13 protein-coding genes are annotated in these 15,668 nt (G+C 35.7%); 6 read left to right on the forward strand and 7 right to left on the reverse strand.

Going from position 1 to position 15,668, the window contains the following annotated elements; all coding sequences use genetic code 11:
* Window positions 1-114: 114 nt before the first annotated feature.
* From MHB70_RS24340 to MHB70_RS24350, 3 genes are all read right to left on the reverse strand, one after another.
* Window positions 115-1,524, reverse strand: a complete 1,410-nt coding sequence (locus tag MHB70_RS24340; RefSeq protein WP_000499464.1) for a C40 family peptidase — start codon at window positions 1,522-1,524, stop codon at window positions 115-117.
* A gap of 160 nt (window positions 1,525-1,684) precedes the next feature.
* Entirely contained in the window at window positions 1,685-1,999 is a 315-nt protein-coding gene (locus tag MHB70_RS24345; RefSeq protein WP_000400852.1) for a winged helix-turn-helix transcriptional regulator, read from the reverse strand.
* A 171-nt stretch (window positions 2,000-2,170) separates the two neighbouring features.
* The gene (locus tag MHB70_RS24350) at window positions 2,171-3,013 is read right to left on the reverse strand and encodes a DegV family protein (RefSeq protein ID WP_000844774.1); all 843 of its coding nucleotides are present in this window, start codon (window positions 3,011-3,013) and stop codon (window positions 2,171-2,173) included.
* A gap of 238 nt (window positions 3,014-3,251) precedes the next feature.
* On the opposite strand from MHB70_RS24350, the gene MHB70_RS24355 reads away from it, so the two are divergent.
* Together MHB70_RS24355 and MHB70_RS24360 are read left to right on the forward strand one after the other, a co-directional pair.
* Entirely contained in the window at window positions 3,252-3,887 is a 636-nt protein-coding gene (locus tag MHB70_RS24355; RefSeq protein WP_000926676.1) for a YigZ family protein, read from the forward strand.
* 73 nt (window positions 3,888-3,960) lie between these two features.
* Complete coding sequence (locus MHB70_RS24360; RefSeq protein WP_000392749.1) at window positions 3,961-5,091, forward strand: LCP family protein; 1,131 nt, start codon at window positions 3,961-3,963, stop codon at window positions 5,089-5,091.
* A gap of 40 nt (window positions 5,092-5,131) precedes the next feature.
* Here the strand turns inward: MHB70_RS24360 and wecB are convergent, their stop codons facing one another.
* Together wecB and MHB70_RS24370 are read right to left on the reverse strand one after the other, a co-directional pair.
* Window positions 5,132-6,247 (reverse strand): non-hydrolyzing UDP-N-acetylglucosamine 2-epimerase, encoded by a 1,116-nt coding sequence (gene wecB, locus MHB70_RS24365; protein WP_000140137.1) that lies wholly within the window; start codon window positions 6,245-6,247, stop codon window positions 5,132-5,134.
* 74 nt (window positions 6,248-6,321) lie between these two features.
* Window positions 6,322-7,692 (reverse strand): UDP-glucose dehydrogenase family protein, encoded by a 1,371-nt coding sequence (locus MHB70_RS24370; RefSeq protein WP_061530595.1) that lies wholly within the window; start codon window positions 7,690-7,692, stop codon window positions 6,322-6,324.
* A 435-nt stretch (window positions 7,693-8,127) separates the two neighbouring features.
* Between MHB70_RS24370 and MHB70_RS24375 the strand changes: the two genes are divergently transcribed.
* From MHB70_RS24375 to MHB70_RS24385, 3 genes are all read left to right on the forward strand, one after another.
* A complete protein-coding gene (locus tag MHB70_RS24375; RefSeq protein ID WP_000378305.1) occupies window positions 8,128-9,201 on the forward strand; it encodes a glycosyltransferase family 4 protein in 1,074 nt (357 codons plus the stop codon).
* A gap of 208 nt (window positions 9,202-9,409) precedes the next feature.
* Window positions 9,410-10,147, forward strand: coding sequence for a polysaccharide deacetylase family protein (locus MHB70_RS24380; protein WP_000597144.1), 738 nt, complete (start codon window positions 9,410-9,412; stop codon window positions 10,145-10,147).
* Window positions 10,148-10,251: 104 nt separating this feature from the next.
* Window positions 10,252-12,927 carry a PRD domain-containing protein gene (locus tag MHB70_RS24385; RefSeq protein WP_000820945.1) on the forward strand — a complete coding sequence of 892 codons (2,676 nt, stop codon included), beginning with the start codon at window positions 10,252-10,254 and terminating at the stop codon, window positions 12,925-12,927.
* A gap of 170 nt (window positions 12,928-13,097) precedes the next feature.
* Here the strand turns inward: MHB70_RS24385 and exsM are convergent, their stop codons facing one another.
* Complete coding sequence (gene exsM, locus MHB70_RS24390) at window positions 13,098-13,511, reverse strand: exosporium regulatory protein ExsM (RefSeq protein ID WP_000207040.1); 414 nt, start codon at window positions 13,509-13,511, stop codon at window positions 13,098-13,100.
* Between the two features lie 189 nt (window positions 13,512-13,700).
* Between exsM and MHB70_RS24395 the strand changes: the two genes are divergently transcribed.
* Entirely contained in the window at window positions 13,701-14,882 is a 1,182-nt protein-coding gene (locus tag MHB70_RS24395) for a chromate transporter (RefSeq protein WP_000794692.1), read from the forward strand.
* 38 nt (window positions 14,883-14,920) lie between these two features.
* On the opposite strand, the gene chbG is transcribed toward MHB70_RS24395, so the two are convergent.
* Window positions 14,921-15,625, reverse strand: a complete 705-nt coding sequence (chbG, locus tag MHB70_RS24400; RefSeq protein WP_000593458.1) for a chitin disaccharide deacetylase — start codon at window positions 15,623-15,625, stop codon at window positions 14,921-14,923.
* Window positions 15,626-15,668 lie beyond the last annotated feature (43 nt).

A 15,668-nucleotide genomic window follows, 5' to 3' on the forward strand; every position in this document is an offset into this window, starting at 1 on the left:
CTAGCACACTATAAACCTTTCCCGTAATTTCGTAAAAACACAAAAAAGCCGATAACCTACTTATAAAATAGTAAGCTATCGACTTTATACACGTGTTTTATTCGTTTATAAATCCTAGAATCGACCGTATCCTAAGAAATGTTTTTTGTTGTATGAACTGTTAATATCACCGTACGCAATTCCTTTATCACTAGCATGAATCATTTGGCCATTACCAACGTAAATACCGATGTGAGATGGACCTGCTTTATAAGTACCTTGGAAGAATACTAAATCTCCAGGTTGTGGGCTACTTACTTTAGAAACTGAGTTCCAGTAACCGTTAACGTCTTGACGACCTACACCAAAGATGTAAGAAATGAATCCACTACAATCAAAACCACCTTTTGATGGAGATGCACTTCCCCAAACATATGGCATACCTAAGTATTGTTGTGCTTTACCAATTACGCCACCCGCATTTGAAGCTGGAGCTGGCTCTGGTTGTTTCTTCTCTTGTTTAGGTGTTTCTTGTTTAGGTGTTTCTTGTTTAGGTGCTTCTTGTTTAGGCTCTTCTTTTTGAGCTTGTCCACCGTTGTTCGCTGGTGCAACTTGTTGAGCAGGCGCTTGCACTTCTTTAGCAGCTTGTTCTGCTTGTTTTTGAGCAGCGGCTTCTTGTGCAGCTTTTGCTTGTGCTTCCTGTTCAGCCATACGTTGTAATTGTAATGCTTGTTTTTCAAGCTCTTTCAATTGATCTTCCGTACTTGTCATCGTCGTTACAACTGTATCCATTTTACCACTTAAATCGTTTACTGCTGTTTCTTTTTTCGCTTTTTCAGCGTCAAGTTCTTTCTTAGCAGTTTCAATTTGAGCTTGTGCTTCTTTTAATTCTTTTTGTTTTTCTTTTACTGTTGCAACATCCTTTTTCACGTTCGCTTGATCTTCTTGTTGTGTTTTCATGATATCTTCGTCAGACTCAAGAATTTTAGAAACAGAAGTTAAACGATCAACTAAATCTGCAACGTTTTTAGAGTTTACAAGAACTTCTGTTACAACGTTCGTATTCGGCTGTTCTTGAAGCGCAACTAAACGTTTTCTTAATAAGTCTTCACGTTTTGCGATTTTCGTTTGTAGTTCCGCAATGTCTTTATTTTTCTTTTCGATTAATTGCTCAGTATCAGCAACTTTTTTCGTTGTTTCATCAAGCTTTGAAGAATTTTCTTGAACAGACTTATCTAAACCTTGAATTGTTTTATTTAATTCGTTCATTTGTTTTTGTAATTCATCACGTTCTTGTTGTTGTTTATGTAAAGTGTCATTTTGTGTATTAATTTGTGATTTCACGTCAGAAATATTATCTTCTGCAAATGCATTTGGTGTTAATCCTGAAAACATTAACCCTGCAACTAATGCGCAAGACGCCATTTTTAGCTTTTTCATTTTATTTTTTACACCGCTTTCTTTTTCTTTTTTCCGTATATAACCTATAAAATTTATACCATAATTCGGGATTTTTTTTGCCAATGTTACGTTTTTGTAAAACAAATGTAATATTATATGTGCATCTAGCGCAAAATACGTATATTTTTGTATGTATGTGTAGAATTTTTTAATTTTTCCTCAATGTTATAAACAAAGAAAAAACGCAAGGTGTCCCTTACGTTTTATTAAATATGCAAATGCAAATATAAATGAAATTGAAACGCTATTTCATCCATTTCTCAGCCCAATTTTGGACTTCATCCATAACACTTTCTAACGCTTTTCCTTTGTCAGTTAAGCCATACTCGATTCGAACTGGTACTTCTGGATAAACATTACGAACTACAATGCCTTCGCTTTCCAATTCCTTTAAACGCTCTGACAACATACGATCGCTCATATTCGGTATAATATCTGCGATTTCTCTAAAACGTTTCGGCTCTTCTAGCAAAGATTTAATGATTAAGCCAGTCCATTTTTTACTAAGCAAAGTAAAAGCTGACTCAAACTTTGGACATAAACAAGAATTATGCTCCATATGTTTCACCTCTCTTCTATTATAATATAGTTTCTTGTAAAAAGTAAGTTATAAAACTTTCCTCATATTTTATTTTACGTACATTTTATCATTTCCAAATATTAACTTGTCAACTATACGTAACATTTCCGTAAAAAAACCCTCTTCAAAAAGAGAGCCTTTTCTATCTTATTACTTCGTATACCATCCAAGACCAAGTGCACCTTCACCTAAATGTGTACCAATTACAGCACCAAAATAACCCGTGCGAATTGCGACATGAGGATATTTTGCTTCTAATTCTTGCTTCCATTCATTCGCTTCCTCTTCACGTTGCGCATGAATGATAACTGCTTCCATAGGTACACCTTTACTTGCTTGTTCATCAAAAATTTCAACGATACGTTTTAGCGCTTTTTTACGTGTACGAATCTTTTCAAATGGAATAATGACTTTCTCTCTAAAATATAAAACTGGCTTCACTTGTAGCAAGCTACCGATGAAAGCTTGCGCACTATTTAATCTTCCACCACGTTGTAAATGATGTAAATCATCCACTACAAAATATGCGTCCATCGTTTGCTTCATTTCATCAAAACGAGCGGTAATTTCTTCTGGTGTTTTTCCTTCACTTGCTAATTTCGCGCCTTCACGTACATAAAATCCTTGTACTTCACAACTAATTTCAGAGTCATACGTATATACTTCAATACCCTCTACCATCTGTCCAGCTGTCGTCGCTGTTTGGTATGTACCACTAATTCCACTTGAAAGATGAATACTAATAACTGCATCATATTCTTTAGATAATTCTTCGTATAACTCTAAAAACTTTCCAATCGCTGGCTGCGAAGTTTTCGGAAGTTCTTCCTGCTCACGTACTTTTACATAAAAATCATCTACTGAAATTTCAGCTTCTTCTTGATAAGATTCTGTTCCAAATACAACGTTTAATGGAATCATATATATATTTAGTTCGTCACGAATATGCTTCGGTATATATGCTGTACTATCAGTAACAATAGCTGTTTTCATTCTCGTACCTGCCTTATAAAAAATTTTTATCCCCTAATTTTACACGAAAACTAAAAAAGGTGCATCCATACATAAAAATACCGGTTGAAAATTATACTCAGCATCTCGACAAATTACAACAAAAAGATAAAATACCCATCAAAAATTTCAGCTTATTTATAAAAAATGTTTGAATATAAAAACGCCCGCTTTTAAAATGTAAAGTACTAGTCATTTTGACAGATAGGGGCGTATACCATTGTTATTACAATATTTAACAATAAAAGACTATGGCGAACACGAAATTGTCATTCAAAAATCAAGATTTATTTGTTATGTAAATAGAGCTACAACTGAAGAAGAAGCGCAAGCGTTTATACAAAAAATAAAAAAACAGCATTGGAATGCAACACATAACTGTTCAGCGTATTTAATTGGCGAACAAGATCAAATTCAAAAAGCGAACGATGACGGTGAACCGAGCGGCACAGCTGGTGTACCTATGTTAGAGGTATTAAAAAAACGAGGTTTAAAAGATACTGTTGTTGTCGTTACACGCTATTTTGGTGGCATTAAACTCGGTGCAGGTGGATTAATTCGCGCATACGGAAAATGTACAAGCGAAGGTATTAATCACGTCGGCATTGTCGAACGAAAACTAGTGCGGGTTATACAAACCGGGATTGATTACACTTTACTTGGCAAGTTAGAAAATGAATTACGCCATTCAAAATATGTCATTAAAGATATACATTATTTAGAAAATGTCACATTTGATACGTTTGTAGAAGAAGATGGGAAACAAGCATTCACAGATTGGATGATTGAATTAACAAATGGGAAATGTACAATTACAGAAGGAGATATGTTGTACTTAGAGCAAGATCTTATCTAAGAATAATGAAATTATCACCTTTAAAGATTAATGTAGTGAAGAACTTCTCTACAATGAACTAAGGAGATTATATATGGAAGAACGTTATCATCATCTCCAAAATCGCAGAATAAAAAAGAAGCGAAGAAGAAAACTTTTCTACTTCTTTATTTTCGCATTTTTATTTGGCAGTGTAGGAGTCTATATATTAAATTCCTACACTTCTCTTATGGGGATGTATAGTGGATTTAGTCGTGAAAAATCAGATTTAAGAACTAAAGATGTAGAAATTACAAAGGAACCTTTTACAATCCTCATTATGGGTATAGAAGATTATGCAACAGATGGTCAAAATGGGCGTACAGACTCATTAATGTTTGCGACAGTCAATCCGAAAACTCAAAGGATTTCACTTATGAGTATTCCTCGGGATAGTCGCGTTCCAATTGTCGGAAAGGACAAAGAAGATAAGATTAACGCTGCGCATGCTTATGGTGGAGAACAAATGGCAATCAAAACTGTCGAAGGTTTTCTAAAAGTTCCTGTAGACCATTATATTAAAATTGATTTCCAAGGCTTTAAAGGTATCGTTGATGCTGTTGGCGGTGTTACCGTTGATGTCCCTTTCGATTTTTGGGAGCGCTCTGACGTGGATTACTACAAAAAAATCCAATTTAAGCAAGGGCAACAAAACTTAAACGGTGAAGAGGCACTCGCTTACGTCCGTATGCGAAAGCAGGATCCAAACGGCGATTATGGCCGAGCCGCTAGACAAAGACAATTGCTAGCCGCTGTTGCTCAAAAACTGAATTCTGCCTCTACTGTATTTAAAATTAAAGATTTAACGACTGTCGTTGGAAAATATATAAAAACCGACATTCCTATTTCAGACGGACTTGCTCTTTACAATAAACTTTCTGGTTTTGATCCTTCTACAATACAAACGTTAAAACTTGAAGGAGAAGACAAAAAAATAGGCGGTATTTATTACTTCCTTCCGGATCCAATCGGTGTAGAGACGGTACGTAATGAAATAGAAAAAGAACTAGGGGAAAAAGCAAAAACTCCAACAAATCCAAATACAAAAACCGATTCATCAAATCCTGACTCAAATTCTAACTCTAACGAAAAAGCAAAGAAAGAAACAAACCCGAACAAAACACCAACTGAGCCGCCCCCTTCCACAAATGCTCATGCAGAGTGGATTATGAGAAATCAGGAATAACAAAAAGAGCCAACTCTTATACGATTTGGCTCTTTTTTATTTACTTATTAAAGTGTTGTAAAATTGATTCAACAATACGCTCTGATGCACGACCATCACCGTAAGGGTTAGATGCTTGCGCCATCTTATCATGAGCTTCTTTATCAGATAGTAACTCATCAGCAAGATTAAAGATTGTCTCTTCATCTGTTCCTGCTAATTTTAACGTACCTGCTTCAATACCTTCTGGGCGCTCTGTTGTATCACGTAGAACAAGAACTGGCACGCCAAGTGATGGTGCTTCTTCTTGAACACCGCCAGAATCAGTTAACATTAAGTATGAACGAGCTGCAACATTATGGAAATCAATCACATCTAGCGGCTCGATTAAATGAATACGGCTATGTTCTCCTAAAATATCATTTGCTGTTTCACGAACAACAGGGTTCATGTGAACAGGGTACACAACTTGCACATCTTCATGTTTATCAACAAGGCGCTTAATTGCACGGAACATATTACGCATTGGTTCACCTAAGTTTTCACGGCGATGCGCTGTCATCAGTACAAGGCGATTATTTCCAAGCTTCTCTAGTACCGGATGACTATATGTTTCTTTTACAGTCGTTTTCAGTGCGTCAATCGCTGTATTTCCTGTTATGAAAATGCGTGACTCATCTTTATTTTCTCTCTGTAAGTTCGTTGCTGATTTCGCTGTCGGTGAGAAATGAAGGTCTGCCATTACACCTGTTAATTGACGATTCATCTCTTCTGGATATGGAGAATACTTATCCCATGTACGAAGTCCAGCTTCAACATGACCTACTGGAATTTGATTATAAAAAGCAGCTAAGCTAGCAATAAATGTTGTTGTTGTATCACCATGTACAAGGACGATATCAGGCTTTGCTTCTTTCATTACTTTGTCTAAACCTTCTAAACCGCGCGTTGTAATATCAATTAAAGTTTGACGATCTTTCATAATATTCAAATCGAAATCTGGCGTAATTCCAAAGATGCTTAATACTTGATCTAACATTTGACGATGTTGTGCTGTTACAGTCACAATTGATTCGATTTTTTCTGGATGCTTTTGCAACTCTAATACAAGAGGTGCCATTTTAATTGCTTCTGGACGTGTCCCGAAAATTGTCATTACTTTTAAACGTTCAGTCATTTTATTGCCTCTTTTCTCTCACTAGTTACAGTTTCTATTATGACGTATAAGAATAAACAAGGAACTTGCTCTTTTTATCGAATAGTAGCAACATGATTATTACAAACATTCTTTCGTCCCACTGAGTAGTAATCTATCCCTTGCTTTCTAGCATCCTCATTAGTATAACAATTTCTCCCATCAAATAGAATAGCCTCCCCCATAAGTTGTACATACTTTTCTAATGGATATGTTCGAATAGATTCCCATTCCGTTACGATAAAAACTGCACTCGCGCCTCTAATCGATTCATCTATACATTCAGCATATTGTATCGTCTTTCCAAATGTTTGTTGTACATGCTGAATTGCTTTCGGATCGTATACAACTACATCCGCACCTATATCAATCAATTCTTGTATGATAATAAGAGATGGTGCTTCTCTAATATCGTCTGTATTCGGTTTAAATGCTGCTCCAAGAACTGCAACCCGTTTCTTATTCATATTTATTACTTTTTTCGCTTTTTCAACTAATAACAACTGCTGCTTATTATTCACTTCAATGACCGCTTTTAACAAACGAAAATCATGAGAAACATTTCCTGCCATTTGCACAAGTGCTTTCGTATCTTTCGGAAAACACGATCCCCCATATCCAATGCCCGCCTGTAAAAAATGGGTACCAATTCTCTTATCCATCCCCATTCCTTTTGCTACATCTAATACATTTGCTCCTACCTTCTCACATATATTTGAAATTTCATTAATAAAGCTAATTTTTGTAGCCAAGAATGCATTAGACGCGTATTTAATCATCTCTGCACTCTTAATATCTGTAATATACGTTTGCAAGCATAATGCGCTATACAAATCCTCTACTTTCCGTGCAACTTTCTCATCATCCGCTCCAATTACAATACGATCACCATGGAAGAAATCATAAATACCGGAACCTTCTCGTAAAAACTCTGGATTCGATACGACATGTAATTTGTGCCTCCCTTGTAACTTCGCCTCAATCCATCCCTGCATCGCTTCATTTGTACCTACAGGAACTGTACTTTTCGTAACAACAATAATATCGTTATGCACGTATGTCCCAATATCCTCACACGCACGCTTAATATACGTTAAATCAGCTCTCCCATTTGCTAATGATGGTGTTCCAACCGCAATAAATATAAATTCAGCATTTTTAAAAGCTTTTAATTTACTTGTTGTAAAAGTTAACTTTGCACACTTATACGCATCATGTATTAATTCATGTAAGCCACATTCATAAATAGGTAAATCCCCTTGTTTTATCCGTTCAATTTTTTCATAATCTATATCAAAACATGTGACCGAATGTCCCAGTTTTGCCAAACCTACTCCTGTAATTAATCCAACATATCCAGTACCAATTATCGTAATTTTCATTTCCCCTTCGCACAGGAATATACAATAGAAAATATACGAATACATAGAATTCCCCTGTGCTTCCTCCTCTCATATTAAAAATGAGAAAACATTTTACTTCTCTATTATATGAATTACCTTTTCCATACTTTTTTAAGTTTTTGTAAAATTACATAAGAGAATATAAATTACCATATTTTAACACGAGACTTACTCATTTCTACGTGTAACACTTATAATACTGAAATAAAAATACTCACTATAGGAGAGGCGCGAAAATGGTCTATTATAAATACCAACAAACGCAACCTTCTTAAATGAGCTAACATTCCATATACAATTGTCATATCTTCTATTCACTTCCACTTACTACAAAAAGAAAAAAAGATTGAATTCTAATCTTTTTGTGATACCATATGTTATGAGCCTGCAAATAAACATCATAATTTTCAGATAAATAAACTAAAAAATTATGTTAGACTATAAAAAGGTGGGGTATTAATGGACTCACAAGTGATTTATGCCATTTTGGCATCTTTCATCACTGTACTCGTCGTTACTCCTTTAGTTATTAAATTAGCTTTTAAAATAGGAGCAACAGATAAGCCAAATGCGCGTAAAGTACACCAAAAGATTATGCCTCGTCTTGGCGGATTAGCAATATTTATCGGTGTAGCTGTAGGATTTGTTGTTGGCGGGTTATATGAACAAAGAATGTTATCGATAACATTAGGTGCGATTATCATTGTAATCATCGGGATTTTAGATGATATGTACGAACTATCTGCGAAGGTAAAATTCGGTGGACAACTATTAGTTGCAGCTATGATTGTAAAAAGTGGATTATTAGTGCAAGTATTATATATTCCAATCCTCGGGGATACTGAACTTGGATGGCTTGCTTATCCAATTACAGTGTTTTGGATTGTAGGTATTACAAATGCAATCAACTTAATTGACGGATTAGATGGATTGTCCGCTGGAATTTCATCTATCGTACTTGCAACGCTGGCATATATGGCCTTCACTAGCCCATGGGGTACTGGAACAGCTATCATTTTGCCTCTAGCACTAATTGCACTTGCAAGTACACTTGGATTTTTATTCTATAACTTCCATCCAGCAAAAATTTTCATGGGAGATACAGGAGCACTATTTTTAGGATACTGTATTTCTGTCATATCGTTACTTGGATTATACAAAAGTGTAACGTTATTCAGCTTCATCGTTCCAGTTATCATTTTAGGTGTACCTGTATTTGATACGGCATTCGCAATTATCCGCCGTATCGTAAATAAAAAACCTATTTCAGCACCAGATAAATCGCATTTACATCACCGTTTGCTTGCAATGGGATTCTCTCATCGTAAAACGGTACTAATTATATACGCATTCGGTATCTTCTTTAGTGTAAATGCCATTATTTTCACTAGTGCAACATTATGGTTATCCATTATTCTTCTTTTCATTTTAATCTTCTTCACAGAAATCATTGCTGAAATAATCGGCCTTGTACACGAACGTTACAAACCAATTATTTCCTTCTATAAAAAAATGAAAAAACGCGAAGACTAATTGTAGTATAGCCTTTACAATTATGAAATATTCAAATAGCATCCTCTTTCTTTGAAGAGGATGCTATTTTTTATTTTTTTACTCCTTATTTGACATTTCCAAAATATAGATTGTTTGAGAGTCCCTTTATTGGAGAAAGATATACATAATAAAAAAAGTATCAAATTTTATTTTTTACATCTTGATTGTCAAACTGAGGGTGAATGTTATGATCAAGCGAGTATTTCAATGTATCATTTTATTTTTCACAATTACTATATACACGTCATCTAATCCTGAAGCAACTACAATTATTCCTGCTGAACATCATCCAAATGCTGAAACGACCTCTCCTACACAAAAGATTGCGTATTTAACATTTGATGACGGACCAAACAAATATACGATGCAAATTTTAAACATTTTAAAAGAAAAGAATGGAAAAGCAACCTTCTTTGTTATTGGCGGAAAAGTACCGCATTACCAAAAGACGATGCAGCGATTAATTAAAGACGGACATTATATTGGACTTCATAGTATGTCACACGATGTAAAACGCCTTTATACTGGCGATCCTTCCACTTTAATTACAGAAATGGAACAAACTCAAAACATTGTCCAGCAAGTTACAAAATTAAATACACACCTCGTCCGCGTTCCATACGGTAGCATGCCTTACTTAAAAAAAAATTATCGTGATGCTCTTGTATCAGCTCGATATAAAATGTGGGATTGGACAATTGATACATATGATTGGAAAAGCTATGACAATCCTTCTGCCATACTAGAAAGAGTACGTAATCAAAGTGATGAACAAGTCGAAGTTATTTTAATGCATGATTCAAGTGTCACTGTACAAATACTGCCAAAAGTAATCGATTATTTACAGTCACAAGGATACAAACTTCTTCCTTATAATCCCTCTTCCCATCTCGAAGTTAATTTTTGGAAAGACACAAGATTGTAACAGCTTTAGTTCCTATATGCTAAAGCTGTTTTATTTTTCTCTTCCCACCCTTCTCATTTTTGTGTAAAATTTTAAATAGTGATGAAGTTTCGAGGTGAATAGAAATGAAACGAATAGATCTCATTTTTAACGCAATACAAGAAGGAAATTATACAGAAGGTATAACCGCATTAGAACTCGCTACCCTGTTGCAACTAGATCGTGCCAATGTAAGTAGCGATTTAAACAAACTTGTAAAAGATAAACGTTTATTAAAAACAAATACGCGCCCTGTTCGTTTTTATATAGAAACGAACACTTCGTTGGAAACGCATTCAAAAGACGTGACTTCACTAGATACATTTGCAATTGAAAATACGAGCCTTAAAATCGCAATTGAAAAGGCGAAAGCTTCTATTCTCTATCCTCCAAACGGTATGCATACTTTACTGCTAGGAGAAACAGGAGTCGGAAAATCTATGTTTGCTTCTTTAATGCACGAATATGCAATTGAAGTTGAGCAGCTTCCAAAAAAGGCACCATTTATCGTCTTTAACTGTGCTGATTATGCAAACAATCCACAGCTACTACTTGGACAGTTATTTGGGATCAAAAAAGGAGCTTACACAGGTGCGAATGATCAAAAAGGGTTAATTGAAAAAGCACATGAAGGAATTCTTTTCTTAGATGAAGTACACCGCCTTCCTCCAGAAGGACAGGAAATGCTCTTCACTTTTATTGACCGCGGAGTATATCGCCGCCTAGGAGAAACAGAAAACGAGCGTAAAGCACAAGTATTAATCATTACTGCAACAACAGAAGAACCAAATTCATTTTTATTAAAAACATTTACAAGACGTATACCGATGACTGTCACGCTTCCACCACTTCGTGAGCGTACACATAAAGAACGCTTTGCTTTACTACAACTATTTTTCACAAACGAAGCAATTCGGCTAAGGAAAGAAATTCATGTTAGCCCGAACGCAATGCGTGCTTTCGTCTTTTACAATTGTCCCAATAACATCGGTCAATTAAAAACAGATGTACAAATCGCCTGTGCGAAAGCTTATTCTGATTTTGTAACAAAGAAACGTGATTCTGTCTATGTTTCAAGTACAGATTTACCTTGGTATATGAAAGAAGGGCTATTTATTGAAAGAAAGAGCCGTCATCTATACCAAATACCAAATGAAACATTTGTATTTACGGGAGATGAAGGTTGGAGTAAACATAAAGCAGAAGATGAAAAACGGTCTTCTATTTACGACTATATTGATTATAAATATGAAGAACTTCAAGCACGCGGTATTGAAGAGGAAGAATTAGAATTACTAATAGAAAATGATATTCAAAGCTTTTTCGTACAATATTTTAACCAAATGTCCAAAAAGACAAGTCATGAAAATGTTTTTAAAATTGTTGATCGTAACATCGTTTCCGTATGTGAAAAAATTGCGGAGCTCGCTGAAAAACATTTATCTAAGACGTTTGATGAAAAAGTCTTTCTCGCATTAAGTTTACATGTACAGACAACTCTACAACGTTTACAAAGCGGGAAGCAAATTCATCACCCACAATTGAATCAAATTCGTACGAAATATAAAGAAGCTTTTTCCGTAGCTATGCAATGCATTCAACTACTGGAAGAAGAATTACAAATAACCATGCCCATGGATGAAGCTGGCTTCTTAACAATGTTCTTCGTTGTTGATCCAATTCCTGCTTCCCAAACAGAAGTAAAAGTATTAATATTAGCGCACGGTAATGGCATCGCAACAGAAATGGCAAACGTTGCAAATGAACTCCTCGGTATTGATGAATTGACCGGTATTGATATGCCGCTACATGAATCACCGAAAGATTTTTTAGAACGGGTTAAAGTGTATATGAAAACACTTCAAAATGTAAACGGGCTTCTCTTACTTGTTGATATGGGGTCTCTTGCCTATATCGGTGATATATTAGAAACTGAATTCAAAATTCCTGTACGTGTCCTTTCCATGACAAGTACTCCACACGCACTAGAAGCAGCTCGAAAAGCTCAGCTCGGCTATTCATTAGATGCACTATATGAAACAGTAAAGAACTTAACGCCGTTCTATTTAAACGTACAAGAAGAAAAGAAAAAGCCACTATCACCAATGAAGTCTGTTATTTTAACAGCTTGTTTAACTGGTGAAGGAAGTGCCTTAGCTATTCAAAAAATGTTAGAGAACTATTTACGATTTGATAAAGACTTAATTGAGATTATTCCAATTAGTATCGTCCATGAAAAAGATTTAACGAAAATGATTGAGAACATAAAAAAAGAGCGTAATATCATTTGTATCGTTACAAATTTCGATGTGCAAGTTCCATGTTTAACATATCATTTCCAAGATATTGTGAACTACACAGCGATTCAGCCAATTCAAGAATTAATTACGTATGAAGAAACATATGCGAAAATGGCCGATATTCTTGAACAACAAATGCAGCGTAACGACGGGGCATTACTAATTAAAACAATTCGTTACGCACTAAATACAATTCAAGAATTAATTTCCTTGCAGCTAACTCCTGATAGCTTAATGGGTGTTATTTTGCATATGAGCTGTATGGTTGATCGTCTTCAAAAAGGAGAAAAACTTCTTCCTCATCCTGATAAAGAAAAAAGAAGACAAGATGAGTACTGGATGTATATGAAAGTGAAAAAAGCATTACAACCAATTGAAAATACATTTGAAATACAAATACCAGATGATGAAGTATTTTATATCATGGACTTCTTTATTAAAAATCAGCCTGTTAAAAGTTAAACAAGTAACCTTTAGCGACACTCCTTCGAATAAAGTGAAGGCTTTTACGGGCAGTTAATGCAGGATAAATTTATATCGACGATTTTCAAAATATATGAATGTATCGTCAATACACATCATCCTATCTAATTCGAAAAGGCTGTTCCAATTTTTTGGAGCAGCCTTTTCATTTACTTCTTTACCTTTCTAATCCGCCCTCTTATTTCTCCTTTTTTATGTGATTTCGTATGAATATTTACATATACATTAGCTTGAATAATTTCTTGGAGAAAATGAACAAGGGATTTTCCTTGTAAAGGCCCTTCGAATTCCTCCACATTTACGGCACCAGTAATGCTTCCCTCATTCAAACTAATCCCTTGCTCTAGCGGACCGTATAAATAGAAAACAACGGGACCAATCTGACTGGACTTCCCTAAATGAATTTGACACGATGTGACCTTTTCTATATTTTTTAATATTACCCTGTAATGCAACTTCGTTAAATCATCACTAAAAATAAACTCTGCTACCCCAAAAGCTTCTGTATTTACAGGAGGCAATTCCCTCTTCCCTGTTAACCTAGCAAAAAAGTGTGTTGTCATAGGGCATTCTCCTTATATCAATTTCCCAGCACTTCTTTTACTACTTTATGGTTTACACATAATCATTTATGACTTTTTCAACTTTTAATTACGAAGAAAAGATTCACAAAATCTTTACATAAGAATCATTTCTTTTGCTTTACCGCCTCTTGTATAATGCACATAGAAAAAACTTTCTAGGAGGTTACTTTGAAAAATAACAACTATTCTTTTCGATTATTAGTCGAGATTTTTCTCGTCTCATTTAAATTAGGACTTACTTCATTCGGCGGTCCTGTCGCTCATCTTGGTTATTTTCATCATGAATACGTGCAAAAAAGAAAATGGATGGATGAAAAAAGTTACGGAGACTTAGTAGCACTGTGTCAATTCCTTCCTGGTCCCGCTAGTAGTCAAGTCGGTATGGGCGTTGGATTATTAAGGGGCGGGCTATTAGGAGCAATTATCTCTTGGATTGGTTTCACCCTTCCCTCTGTTCTCGTTTTAGTCTTTTTTGCTTCATTCCTTAATCAATTCGAAATTGGAAGTACAGGATGGATTCATGGACTCAAACTTGTAGCAGTCGCAATTGTCGCTCATGCAATATGGGGAATGGCTCAAAAGCTAACTCCGGACCGAAACCGTGCAACAATCGCCATTGTAACTGCCGCGATTGCCTTGTTATGGCCAAGTAGCTGGACACAAATCATTCTCATTTTACTTTCAGGGCTGATCGGCTGGCTTTTATATAAAACTCCTCAAAACGCCCAAGTCTATAAAATACAAATTTCTATTTCAAAAACGATGGCTAGTTCTTGTCTCATTTTATTTTTCGGACTATTACTATTGCTACCAATACTGCGACCGCTCTCTCCTCATATCGCATTATTTGATAGCTTTTACCGTTCTGGTTCTCTCGTATTTGGCGGAGGGCACGTCGTACTCCCTCTTCTTGAAAGTGAGTTTGTACAGAACGGGCTGATGACAAAAGAACAATTTTTAGCTGGATACGGATTAACACAAGCGGTGCCAGGGCCTCTCTTTACATTTGCTTCTTATATAGGGGCAGTGCTAAACGGAACCACTGGAGCAGTAATCGCAACAATCGCTATCTTCCTTCCTGCCTTTTTGCTCGTTATTGGTGTTTTACCATTTTGGGACAGTGTAAGAAAGGTACCCGCTATACAAGGCACATTACTCGGTGTTAACGCCGCAGTTGTCGGTATTTTAATTGCCGCTTTTTACGATCCAATTTGGACGAGTACAATTATGAATGCTTCAGATTTTGTCTTTGCATCTCTTCTTTTTGGCTTACTAACTTTTTGGAAAACACCGCCTTGGATTATCGTTATACTCGGGGCTTTTGGTGGATATGTTATATCTATTTTATAAATATAAAAAACGACGGCCACTTAGCCGTCGTTTTCCTATTAAAACTTCACAAGCTCTATTCCTTCAGGTAACTCACTCTCCGTTAAAATACGCAATTCTTTCACACGATCCATTACGTAAGAAGAACGTTTCACAAGCTCTGGATCAATATACGCTGGATGTACCATAATTTCTATCGTTTGTTCATCCTTCACTCTTCCTTTTAACTTGGAAAAGTAATCTTCCGTCACACCATCCGCGTAAAAATCGCTATAAAACACATCAGAAAATGGGCGCACTGCTCTATCTTCCTCACAACGACGAATCGGAACGTTATATTTACTTGCTAACATCTCAAGAACATCGTGTAAAACCTTTAATCCATGCACATGATGATGACTATCTAAATGAGTTGGTGTTAATCCGTAAGATAAAAATTTCTCAATTTGAGCAGTCCATTCTCTCTCAACTTCTTCAGGATTTATATTCCCTTCCCTTACAACACGTTGTTTATGGAACGCCCCATCTTTCCCTACAAGGGATGGTACATCCTTTAAAAGTGGTTCTCCTGCCGTTAATACGAGATGCACACCTACTCCTAACGTTTTATAATCTTTCGCTAAGCGTACGGCATGTTCTGTTCCTGGCATATTCATCATCATTGTCGTTGAATTTACAAGTCCATTTATATGTCCATCAATAATACCATAATTTGTACCTTCTGTAAGACCGAAATCATCTGCATTTACAATCAACTTAATCATCATAATACCTCCTAATAGAATAAAAAAAGCGGGCTAAATAGCG

The sequence above is a fragment of the Bacillus sp. FSL M7-1020 genome (genome assembly GCF_038050415.1).
Classification (GTDB): Bacteria; Bacillota; Bacilli; order Bacillales; family Bacillaceae_G; genus Bacillus_A; species Bacillus_A toyonensis.

Excerpts from the sequence above, each read along its gene's own strand:
- MHB70_RS24345 (WP_000400852.1), bottom strand. The coding sequence starts at position 1,999 with ATGGAGCATAATTCTTGTTTATGTCCAAAGTTTGAGTCAGCTTTTACT.
- MHB70_RS24350 (WP_000844774.1), bottom strand. The coding sequence starts at position 3,013 with ATGAAAACAGCTATTGTTACTGATAGTACAGCATATATACCGAAGCAT.
- MHB70_RS24360 (WP_000392749.1), top strand. The coding sequence starts at position 3,961 with ATGGAAGAACGTTATCATCATCTCCAAAATCGCAGAATAAAAAAGAAG.
- wecB (WP_000140137.1), bottom strand. The coding sequence starts at position 6,247 with ATGACTGAACGTTTAAAAGTAATGACAATTTTCGGGACACGTCCAGAA.
- MHB70_RS24370 (WP_061530595.1), bottom strand. The coding sequence starts at position 7,692 with ATGTATTCGTATATTTTCTATTGTATATTCCTGTGCGAAGGGGAAATG.
- MHB70_RS24375 (WP_000378305.1), top strand. The coding sequence starts at position 8,128 with ATGGACTCACAAGTGATTTATGCCATTTTGGCATCTTTCATCACTGTA.
- MHB70_RS24380 (WP_000597144.1), top strand. The coding sequence starts at position 9,410 with ATGATCAAGCGAGTATTTCAATGTATCATTTTATTTTTCACAATTACT.
- MHB70_RS24385 (WP_000820945.1), top strand. The coding sequence starts at position 10,252 with ATGAAACGAATAGATCTCATTTTTAACGCAATACAAGAAGGAAATTAT.
- exsM (WP_000207040.1), bottom strand. The coding sequence starts at position 13,511 with ATGACAACACACTTTTTTGCTAGGTTAACAGGGAAGAGGGAATTGCCT.
- chbG (WP_000593458.1), bottom strand. The coding sequence starts at position 15,625 with ATGATTAAGTTGATTGTAAATGCAGATGATTTCGGTCTTACAGAAGGT.